At 35.1% G+C, this 10,316-nt stretch carries 10 protein-coding genes; 6 read left to right on the top strand and 4 right to left on the bottom strand.

The window, feature by feature from the left end; all coding sequences use genetic code 11:
* Positions 1-1,113, top strand: a 1,113-nt coding sequence (priA, locus tag Q0L29_RS15770; RefSeq protein ID WP_296623189.1) for a primosomal protein N', incomplete at its 5' end; no start/stop codon positions are given.
* Positions 1,114-1,127: 14 nt separating this feature from the next.
* On the opposite strand, the gene Q0L29_RS15765 is transcribed toward priA, so the two are convergent.
* From Q0L29_RS15765 to Q0L29_RS15750, 4 genes are all read right to left on the bottom strand, one after another.
* Complete coding sequence (locus Q0L29_RS15765; protein WP_296623187.1) at positions 1,128-2,201, bottom strand: oxygenase MpaB family protein; 1,074 nt, start codon at positions 2,199-2,201, stop codon at positions 1,128-1,130.
* A 150-nt stretch (positions 2,202-2,351) separates the two neighbouring features.
* Positions 2,352-2,741 carry a DUF2721 domain-containing protein gene (locus tag Q0L29_RS15760; RefSeq protein ID WP_296623185.1) on the bottom strand — a complete coding sequence of 130 codons (390 nt, stop codon included), beginning with the start codon at positions 2,739-2,741 and terminating at the stop codon, positions 2,352-2,354.
* 6 nt (positions 2,742-2,747) lie between these two features.
* Positions 2,748-4,436 (bottom strand): GMC oxidoreductase, encoded by a 1,689-nt coding sequence (locus tag Q0L29_RS15755; protein WP_296623183.1) that lies wholly within the window; start codon positions 4,434-4,436, stop codon positions 2,748-2,750.
* A 2-nt stretch (positions 4,437-4,438) separates the two neighbouring features.
* Positions 4,439-5,023 (bottom strand): gluconate 2-dehydrogenase subunit 3 family protein, encoded by a 585-nt coding sequence (locus tag Q0L29_RS15750; RefSeq protein WP_296623181.1) that lies wholly within the window; start codon positions 5,021-5,023, stop codon positions 4,439-4,441.
* A 152-nt stretch (positions 5,024-5,175) separates the two neighbouring features.
* Between Q0L29_RS15750 and Q0L29_RS15745 the strand changes: the two genes are divergently transcribed.
* From Q0L29_RS15745 to Q0L29_RS15725, 5 genes are all read left to right on the top strand, one after another.
* On the top strand, positions 5,176-6,300 hold the full coding sequence (locus Q0L29_RS15745; RefSeq protein WP_296623179.1) for a Gfo/Idh/MocA family oxidoreductase: 1,125 nt from the start codon (positions 5,176-5,178) through the stop codon (positions 6,298-6,300).
* Between the two features lie 486 nt (positions 6,301-6,786).
* Entirely contained in the window at positions 6,787-7,233 is a 447-nt protein-coding gene (locus tag Q0L29_RS15740; protein WP_296623176.1) for a thioesterase family protein, read from the top strand.
* A gap of 42 nt (positions 7,234-7,275) precedes the next feature.
* Positions 7,276-8,496: an S-adenosylmethionine:tRNA ribosyltransferase-isomerase gene (locus Q0L29_RS15735; protein ID WP_296623174.1), complete on the top strand. Its 1,221-nt coding sequence runs from the start codon at positions 7,276-7,278 to the stop codon at positions 8,494-8,496.
* 17 nt (positions 8,497-8,513) lie between these two features.
* Complete coding sequence (locus Q0L29_RS15730) at positions 8,514-9,410, top strand: mechanosensitive ion channel domain-containing protein (protein ID WP_296623173.1); 897 nt, start codon at positions 8,514-8,516, stop codon at positions 9,408-9,410.
* 155 nt (positions 9,411-9,565) lie between these two features.
* A partial coding sequence (locus tag Q0L29_RS15725) for an HAD-IB family phosphatase (RefSeq protein ID WP_296623169.1) occupies positions 9,566-10,316 on the top strand: 751 nt, incomplete at its 3' end.

Genomic DNA, 10,316 nt, shown 5'->3' with positions numbered 1-10,316 from the left:
TATAATGCCCAAAAAGGCAAATATGGTTTTGTTAAATTAACAGAGCGGTATGGAGAAGGTAAATTACCTGAAATAGAAGTGGTGGACATGCGTAAAATGACAGCCAAAAAGCAGGTGACCGATGACTATAGCCATATATTTCTGACAGCAATGGAGGAAGAGCTGGGCAAAGGTAATCAGGCCATCATATTTCAAAATCGTAGAGGTTATGCACCCTATTTACAATGTGAAACCTGCGGATGGATTTCTGAATGTGAGAACTGCTCTGTCAGCCTTACCTACCATATGCATCAGCATGAATTGAAATGCCATTATTGTGGTTACCGACAGAAAAGCCCCAGCGCCTGTTTGAGTTGTGAATCTACCGCCTTAGTGATGAAAGGCTTTGGGACAGAGAAAATTGAAGATGATTTAAAACTGCATTTCCCAGATGTCAAAATTCAGCGGATGGATAGAGATACTACTCGTAAGAAATATTCCTATCAACAGATTATTGAATCATTTGAAAGTGGTGAAACACAAATCCTGATTGGCACCCAAATGGTCACAAAAGGACTTGATTTTGAAAATGTGAGCATAGTGGGGATAGTAGATGCCGATAGAATGATGTATTACCCTGATTTCCGAGCACATGAAAGAGCATTTCAAATGATGCTGCAGGTAAGCGGAAGAGCCGGCAGAAGCCATAAAAAAGGCAAAGTATGGATTCAAAGTTTTCAGCAAGATCATCCTTTATTCAATTATCTTTTAAAATATGATTACAAAGGTTTTTATGAACTTCAGCTCAAAGAAAGACATTCCTTCTTCTATCCTCCATTTTGCCGTTTAATCAAGATCGTTTTGAAAGGAGCTCAAGCCGATTCGGTTAGAAATGGAGCAAAATTATTATATGAATCCCTGCTTACTCAAATAGGCAATCAACGAGTATTAGCTCCGCATGAGCCCTTGATTTCAAAAATCCGAAACATCTATCATATGGAGCTCTGGATTAAGCTAGAAAAAGGATATCCTTTGGAAAGTACCAAAAATCAGATTAAAGCTTCAGTCAATAAATTACAAGAAAATAGTCAATTCAGAAAGTTGAGAGTAGTTTTTGACGTGGATCCGCAATAGAAAAAATATCGAATTTAGGCTTCCAGTTGAGTCAGAAATTTAAAGGGCGCGCTCTGTGAATTACGTTCTCCAAACTGCTTTTTCAAATTTCTAAACTCCTTTTGGTGATTAGTGGGGAATACATTTCTTATGCCATTCAGATTTTTAATATTGCTTATCAAACCAACTTCTAATTTATCAAAAGGTAATCCTATCATTTTGCAGATATCTTCTCCTAATAAATAAGCCATCATAGTTTCCGTAGGGAAAGAAAAAGGCAAAGGTTGATTTTTGATATAGCGTTGTAAGTTAATCGCTAGCATCTCTCCTGCTTTTGAATTGCGGAAATTACGGTTTTTGATTTTTTGCTCTAGTATAAAAGCATCTTGATTACTTTCTGGTAACCACTCTGCTTGAACTCCCAACATCTCTCCTATCATATTCCAATAGCGGATGTAATTTTGAGATTGTACTGCGGAAATAGTGTAACCTAACTTCCTCAATCCACGAGTGGCAATCAATGAAAATGACAGGTTGGTGCCGGCCATATCTTCCTGATTAACTGGAGTTCCCAATTCCTCACTCCATTTATCGCTATTAAGCAGATGATAACGGATGGCTGCATGCATTAATCTAACTTTAGCAATACTGATAAAACCTTTTCCTTGTGAGGTAAACGCTTCGGGACTGCAAACATCAAACACAAATTCAGCAGTTTCTGTCAAGCGTTTTTCAGGTTGCTCGTAAATCCTTTTGGAAAAACTTAAGACTTTGGCTCCTTCAGCAGCGGCATAGCAATAAGGCAAAGAAAGCATGCCCAAACAAAGCATAATGGCTGAAGCATGTTCAACGTAAAAATCAGCTCCTTTTTCTGCTAGCTTCTCATCAATTTGATAGTCTTTAATTTTTCTAAAGTATTGTTTTAAGCTTTCAGGAAACTCATCGGGAATAGGTTGATTGTTAAAAACTAATTGATTGTAAGCATTATTGGATAAAGGATTAAATCCTCTTTCGAATAAATCTTTTACGGTTTTATCTGCCAAGGAATCACCTGTTTTACGGGCCAAATCCAAGTCTGAATTAGGATATTTTATTTCTTGAGTTTGCACATTATAGTTAACTCAGATCTGGGTAAATTGATTAGATAATTTTACAGAAACTTATTATGGAATACATTCTTTTTAATAAAGACTTAGCGAAACGCTAAGACCAGGTTACATGCCCAGGTTACATTTTAATATCAGATTATTAAATAATTCCTACTTCTCAATATCCCCCATCTGAATATTTAAGGCTTTTACGCTGATTTGAATTTCTACTATGGATAGCAATAAGGAAATCATCAACAGCACTAATGAGAAGCCAAAAATAATACTTCCTGCCATTTGATATTCTTGATAAATGGTGAACATACTCACTACACAAAAGAACAATGAAGAAATTCCCAATAATTGCATATTACGAATGAGAATAACCCTCTTTTTTAAATTCGTTATTTGAGCTTTAATTTTAACATCATTTTCACTCATATAACGTGCATGCAAACTCCTAATTAAGTTAGCTAAGGCTAAAAAACGATTCGTATAAGCCAATAACAGCAATGAAATAGCTGGAAAAAGTAAAGCCGGTGTAGTTAAGGAGATTTCCATAAGAAATTACAAATTCATTTTCTTTAATTCTGAAACGGCAAAATCTACCGCCCTTGCGGTTAATGCCATATAGGTTAAGCTTGGATTCTGACAGGCCGAAGAAGTCATGGCAGCTCCATCCGTTACAAATACATTCGGCACTTCATGCAATTGGTTATGCTTGTTCAACATGGAAGTTTTGGGGTCTCTCCCCATTCTAGCGGTACCCATCTCATGTATTCCAAAACCAGGAACAGCAGGTAAATTCACAGATTCTATATTCTTTCCACCTGCGACTTCCAACATCTCTTTACCTGTCTTCATCATATCCTTTCGCATATTGTGTTCATTTTCCTTAAATTCACAATCAATATGCAAAGTCGGTAAACCCCACTTATCTCTCACATTTTCATTCAGCGTAACCTGATTATCTTCATAAGGTAAGGTCTCTCCAAGAGGCATAAAAGACATTTCCCAAGGGCCTGGTTTCATTAAAGCATCTTTAAATTCAGCTCCAAATCCAGCTAATCTATTACCATAGCCCCAACCTACTCTATTGCCTCCACCTTGAAATCCGTACCCTCTAATAAAATCAGGATGCTGAGATTTTATATTTTGGAAACGAGGAACATAAATTCCGTTTGGTCTGTAACCTGTATGGTATTTGTCATTAAAATTATCAAATTCAGCTTTTACATAAACCTCAAAGTGATGATCCATTAAATATTTCCCTAAACTTCCACTTGTATTGCCCAAACCATCAGGGAAACGGTCACTTTTGGAGTTCAACATAATCCAGGTGGAACCTAAGGTAGAAGCACATAAAAAGATGACTTTTGCAAAATACTCATGATATTCATTAGTTTCTGCATCTATTATTCGAACCCCTTTAGCCTTATTGGTATTTTCATCTAAGATAACTGATTCCACTATAGAATGAGGTCTCAAAGTCATATTACCCGTTGCAGATGCTGCAGGCAAAGTGGACGCCTGACTGCTGAAATATCCTCCAAAGGGACAACCTCTACTGCATAAATTTCTGTACTGACATTTTGTACGGTTATGCTTATTCTGGGTAAGGTTTGCTGTTCTACCTATGGTCATAAACCGGTCATCCCAGTTTTTTTCTATTGCTCCTTTTACTTTTTCCTCCACACAATACATATCCATCGGAGGCTGTAATTTGCCATCAGGCAATTGTGCATAGCCCTCATTTCTTCCTGAAACTCCAATAAATTCCTCCACTTTATCGTACCAAGGTGCTAAATCCTCATAACGAATAGGCCAATCTACTGCAATTCCGTCTTTAGCATTGGCCTCAAAATCCATGGGAGCTAATCTGTAGCTTTGTCGTCCCCAAGTTAGTGATCTACCGCCCACTTGATTTCCTCTTAACCAGCGAAATTCTTTATTTTCAGGATGTGTATAGGGATTTTCCTTATCATTTACCCAAAAATGTTTGGAGCCTTCATCAAAAGCATAAGTTTTACTCTGTACATAATATTCTTCCTGTACCTCCTGAGATTCTCTTCCCCTGTGTTCAAACTCCCAGGGAGCTTTATTCATGGTAGGATAATCTTTTATATGCTCTACATTTCTGCCCTTCTCCAGCACTAAAGTTTTCAATCCTTTTTCACACAATTCTTTTGCTGCCCATCCGCCCGAAATTCCTGATCCTACAACGATGGCATCAAATTGATTTTTTTCTTTACTCATTCTTAAAAATAATTTCCTACCCTTAATTTTTGATTTGATTTCATTGGTTCGCAACCCACCAATTGTGAGGGCACAGGTTGATAGTCCAAATGCTTGGTCATTATTTCCTCTGCGGTGAAATAGCCTAAAAGTACCAACTCTTTAAGCATTAAAAAGAAAGGTTTTTCTTGAGGGGCGGAATCGAAAGACAACTGTTTAGATTCATTCTCTAATCCATATAAAAAATCATATTGAGATTGATTGTCTAAATCTGTAAATATCTTTCCATTCTTTGATTCACTATTTTTTTCAATTTCCTGAAGTCCAGTTAAAAACTGTTTTTGTTCTTTTTCACTATAGACTTCGGCTACCATTTTATCAACAAATACATCAACTCCTACATCTAATGCTCCCGGAGTATCTGTTTTCGGTAAAATTTGATTGGCTAATGCCGCAACCAACAAAGCTTGCTTTTCATTAAAAAATTGAGGTTTCCACCCTAAAGGTTTTTTACTTTCGCAAGATTGAATTAAATGCATCAATAGTGGGGAAGTAGCAGCAAAACCTAATGCCAAACCTGTTTTTTTAATCGCTTCTCTTCTATTCATTCCCTAAATTTTCTTAATCAAATTTAATAATAAGTAAGTTATTGTTTAGTTTCAAGAAATAAGAAATGAATTCAAAAAATGTTTATATAAAAGGAGAATTAATGCTTTGGCTTAAGTCTGAAAATAGGGTTTGAAAAATAAAATAATAAAACATGAGTAAAATATTAAAAATGGGTATGATTGGAGGCGGGCCAGGCTCCATGATAGGTGATATTCATAGAATTACAGCTACCGCTTCAGGAAATGCCAAATTAGTTTGCGGTGCCTTCAGTTCTTCCAAAGAGAAATCTCTTGAAAAAGGAAAAGATCTGGGTCTTGACGATAACAGAATATATGGCAGCTATGATGAAATGATTGAAAAAGAAGCACAATTAGATGAAGATATAAGAATGGATTTCGTTGCCATAGTTACCCCTAATCATTTACATTTCGAGCCAGCGAAATTAGCTCTAGAAGCAGGCTTTCATGTTATTTGCGATAAACCACTCGCATTCGATTATGCTGAAGCTATAGAATTTCAAAAAGCTGTAGAAGAAGCCAAAGGACATTTCGCAATGACCTACACTTACAGAGGGTATCCCTTATTGGAAAAAGCAAAAGAGATAATTGATTTAGGTCATTTAGGAGATATACGAAAAGTGAAAGTGGATTATTCACAAGGATGGCTATCTCAATTAATTGAAGCAGAAGGGCATAAACAGGCAAGCTGGCGAACAGATCCTGAAAAATCAGGTAAAGGTGGAACCATTGCAGATATTGGCACCCACGCGTTTAACCTTTTGGAATCAGTAAGCGGATTAAAAGTGAAATCTCTTATGGCTGATGTTTCCATATTGGTTGAAGGACGTAAAATTGATGATGACACCAATGTTTTATTGGAAATGGATAATGGAGCTAAAGGATACTTATCTTCAAGCCAAATTTGCACAGGTGAAGACCAGGATTTAAGCTTACATATTTACGGGAGCAAGGCAGGAATGGTATGGGACCATAGCCGACCTAATTTACTAACTATAAAATATCCTGATTTTAGAGAAGAGTCCATAAAAGGATTAGACCACGAAATAGGAGAAAGTAGTGAAGTGAATATCCCAGGACACTCTCCTTATTTCACAGAAGCTTTTCAAAGAATATATGAAGGCTTTTTTGATACTATCTTAAATGGGAAAAGTAAAAAGGATTTCGTGAAAGCTGGAATTGACGATGGTATGAGAGGCATGCTGTTTATTGAGAAAGCTATACAGTCTTCTGATGAGAGGAAGTGGGTAGAAATGTAATCATATCAAATATTTTATATTGATTAAATTTAAGTATAATATAATGAGATTCCATTTTATTTTGGAATGACGGTCTATTCTATCATATTAAAAAACTTCAATAAATTAGTATATAGTTAATTTAAACTCATATTTGTGTTCTGTGCGTCATCCTCGCGAAGGCGGGGATCTTTTAATTTTAATCTGTGATTAAAATATCAAATAAACTGATTGTTTAAATCTAAAATAATTTAAAATCCATCAAAAGAATTGCTGAAACTTTGTTTCATCAAGACCAGATCCCTGCCTTCGCAGGAATGACGCACGGATTAAAACAAGCAATAAATGAAAAAAATATTATCTTGTTCAGCTGAATATGCTAATTCCGAGAAAGGTGGCTACTATCATCTACAAAAATTAAAGAATTGAATACAATCCAATTTCCCATTCAATTTCACCCTCCTCTAAATTTTTAATCGTAATTTTGTTTTCAATTAATTTTAAAGAATGAGACCAACAGTAGATCCCAATAATTTTAAATTTTCAGAAGATATACAAGTGCGATGGACTGATTTAGATCCTTTAGCACATGTCAATAACTCTATTTACATCCAATATTTTGAGATAGCACGTGGCCGATATATGCTTAAGGCCTCACCTAGTTGGGATTGGCATAAAGATATGTTTTTGCTAGCCAATATCAATTGCGATTATTTACAAGAATTGAAAATCGGAATGGCCCACACAAAATGCTGGGTCCGTACTAAAGAAATGGGCAAGAAAAGCTTCGTTTTGGAATATATGATTACTACTGATGATAAAACCGTGCATACTGTAGGTACCTCCATACAAGTAATGTTTGATACCAAGAATAAAACAACAATTGAAATTCCTGATTGGTTAAGAAAAGAGTTAATAGCGTACGAAAAAGAAGGAAGTATTGAATTAAAGTAAAAACATAACTATCGTCATTCAAAAAAGCTTCGAATAGAGAAAATGGATTTATTACAGAAAGCATCTCAAATCAATTTAGAAAAGTATCAATATGCTCTTCCTGAGGAAAGAATTGCCAAATTCCCCTTAACAGAAAGAGATCATTCTCAATTATTGATTTATCAAAAAGGGGATATTCAGCACAAGAATTTCTATAACTTAAAGTCTTATCTGCCTGAAAACAGTAGCTTGATTTTTAATAATACCAAAGTAATTCCTGCAAGAATACATTTTCAAAAACAAAGCGGAGCTAAAATTGAAATATTTTTACTTTCGCCACTTGATCCTACTCCAGAAGTAGCACAAGCAATGTTAGTTAAAAACAAATGTGTTTGGCATTGCATGGTGGGCAACCGAAAAAGATGGAAAATCCAGGATCAGTTAGAGAGGTTTTTCGAGACAGACTATGGCAAAATAAAAGTAACAGCCACTTACTCGGATTATGAACAAAATCATATTCAATTTGAATGGGATAATGATGCTGTTCCTTTTGTGGAGATAGTAGAATTGATGGGCAGCACCCCTCTTCCACCCTACCTCAATCGCTCAGCTACAGAGGAGGATAAACCACGTTATCAAACCGTTTACTCCAAAAATGAAGGAGCTGTTGCTGCTCCCACTGCAGGCTTACACTTTACGGATGCAATCTTAAAAGACATTCAACAATCACATCCCATTCATGAACTTACTCTGCATGTTGGAGCAGGTACATTTCAACCAATAAAGGCAAATAATGTATTAGAGCATGATATGCATTGCGAACAAATTCAGATTGAGAGATCCACTATTGAATTTTTAGCGCAAAACCATAATCCTATTGTTGCAGTAGGTACCACTTCAGTTAGAAGTTTAGAAAGTGCTTATTGGTTTGGAGTACAATTGACTAATAATGAAACCAATACATTTCATATCAAAAAACTTTATCCTTATGAAAATGGATTTGAAAATCTACCAAGCAGAAAAGAAAGTTTTCAAGCCATTTTAGATTATATGGAAGCTGAAAATTTAGAAAGTTTACATGGGGATACTGAGATTTTTATTTTCCCTGGCTATAAGTTTCAGGTGGTTAATGCTTTGATTACCAATTTCCACCAACCCGAATCAACTTTGATTTTACTGATTGCAGCATTCATTGGAGAAGATTGGCGAAAAGTTTATAATGAAGCCTTAAAAAACGATTATAGATTTCTGTCTTATGGAGATTCTTCCATATTATTACCATAATTCATTATATTCGATTCATGGAATCATTTCAACAAGGAATAAAAGACTTTTGGATTACAATACAAGAATTTCTGAATGTTGTAATTTTTGACATTAAAGGCAGTGATTTCACATTGCTCACCCTTCTTTTTATTTTAATTTCAAGTTTCTTACTGGTCTTTTTATCTAAAAGAGCAAGTAATTTATTGGTCAGGAGAGTATTAAACAGATATATTAGAGATACTGGTGTTACGGATTCCATTGGCACCATCTTCCGATATTCAATTATCGTTATCGGATTTATAACCATTTTCCAATCCGCTGGTTTTGATTTAAGTACTTTAGGCTTATTAGCAGGGGCTTTAGGAGTAGGTATTGGTTTTGGATTACAAAACATCACTAACAACTTTATATCAGGAATTATTATCTTATTTGAAAGACCCATTAAAGTTGGTGATAGAATTGAAGTGGGAGACATTAACGGGGATGTATATTCTATTTCGATGCGATCTACAACAGTTATCACCAATGATAATATTTCTATAATTGTACCCAATTCAGAATTTATTAATAGTGCGGTGATCAATTGGAGTCATAATGACAGAAGAGTCCGCTTCAAAATTCCAATTGGGGTTTCCTATAATGAAGATCCTGAGACGGTTCGACAGCTCGTTATACAAGTAGCAAAAGATCATCTGGGGGTATTGGATGCGCCAGCACCAGATTTATGGTTCGAAGGCTACGGAGATAGCTCTCTTGATTTTAAATTAGCAGTATGGACTTCAGATTTCATACAAAGACCAGGAGTTTTGAAAAGTCAGTTATATTATGCTGTTTTCAAGAAATTTGCAGAACACAATATTGAAATTCCTTTCCCACAAAGAGATCTTCATTTGAAGTCAGGATGGGGAAAAGAAAAAAAGGTTGACAATTGACAATTCTAAAGCTAAATCTTAAAACTGTTGATAAGGTACAAGTTAAAATAGCATCAGTATGAGTTAATCTAGGCATATTAATAACATAATAAAGTTCTCAATATTGATAATTGAAAGTGCTTAACATATTCTGAATTTAATACCAATAGCTCACAATGGATAAATATTTCATCATAGATTTTGACAGTACGCTTACCCGAGTTGAAGCAATGGACCTACTTGCTTCTATTTCTCTTCAGGGATTGCCACAAAAAGCTGCTGCTGAAGCACGTATCAAAGAATTAACTGATTTAGGAATGAATGGTGAAATCTCATTTCGAGATTCTTTGAAAGAAAGGTTATTACTATTAGAAGCTAAGGAATCTCATATTCCTCCTTTGATTGAATTATTAAAAAAGCAAGTATCAACTTCTTTCCAAAGAAATAAAGAGTTCTTTAACCAATATGCGGATTCAATTTATGTTATCTCAAATGGATTTAAGGAATATATCACTCCTATCGTAACGGAATTGGGCATAAAGGAAAATCACATCTATGCTAATGAATTACTTTTTGATGATAATGGTAAAGTGATTGGCTTTAATGAGGACAACCCACTATCTAAAGATGGTGGCAAAGCTGAAGTGATTAGAAAATTAGATCTTGATGGTGATATTTATGTCATTGGAGACGGACATAATGATTATGAAATTAAAGCCGCAGGGCTGGCAAATAAGTTTTATGCTTTCACTGAAAACGTAAGCCGTGAAAAAGTAATGAAAAAAGCCGATCATATTGCTCCATCATTAGAGGAAGTACTATTCGAAAATAATATCATTTCAGCATTTTCTTATCCCAAAAACAGAATCAAGGTTTTACTTCTAGAAAATGTACATCATATAGGTGTTAATCTATTAGAAAAAGAAG

The sequence above is a fragment of the Marivirga sp. genome (assembly GCF_024636815.1).
Taxonomy (GTDB): domain Bacteria; phylum Bacteroidota; class Bacteroidia; order Cytophagales; family Cyclobacteriaceae; genus Marivirga.
Note: the sequence above shows the minus strand (reverse complement) of the source record. Positions and strands in the feature narration are given on the sequence as shown.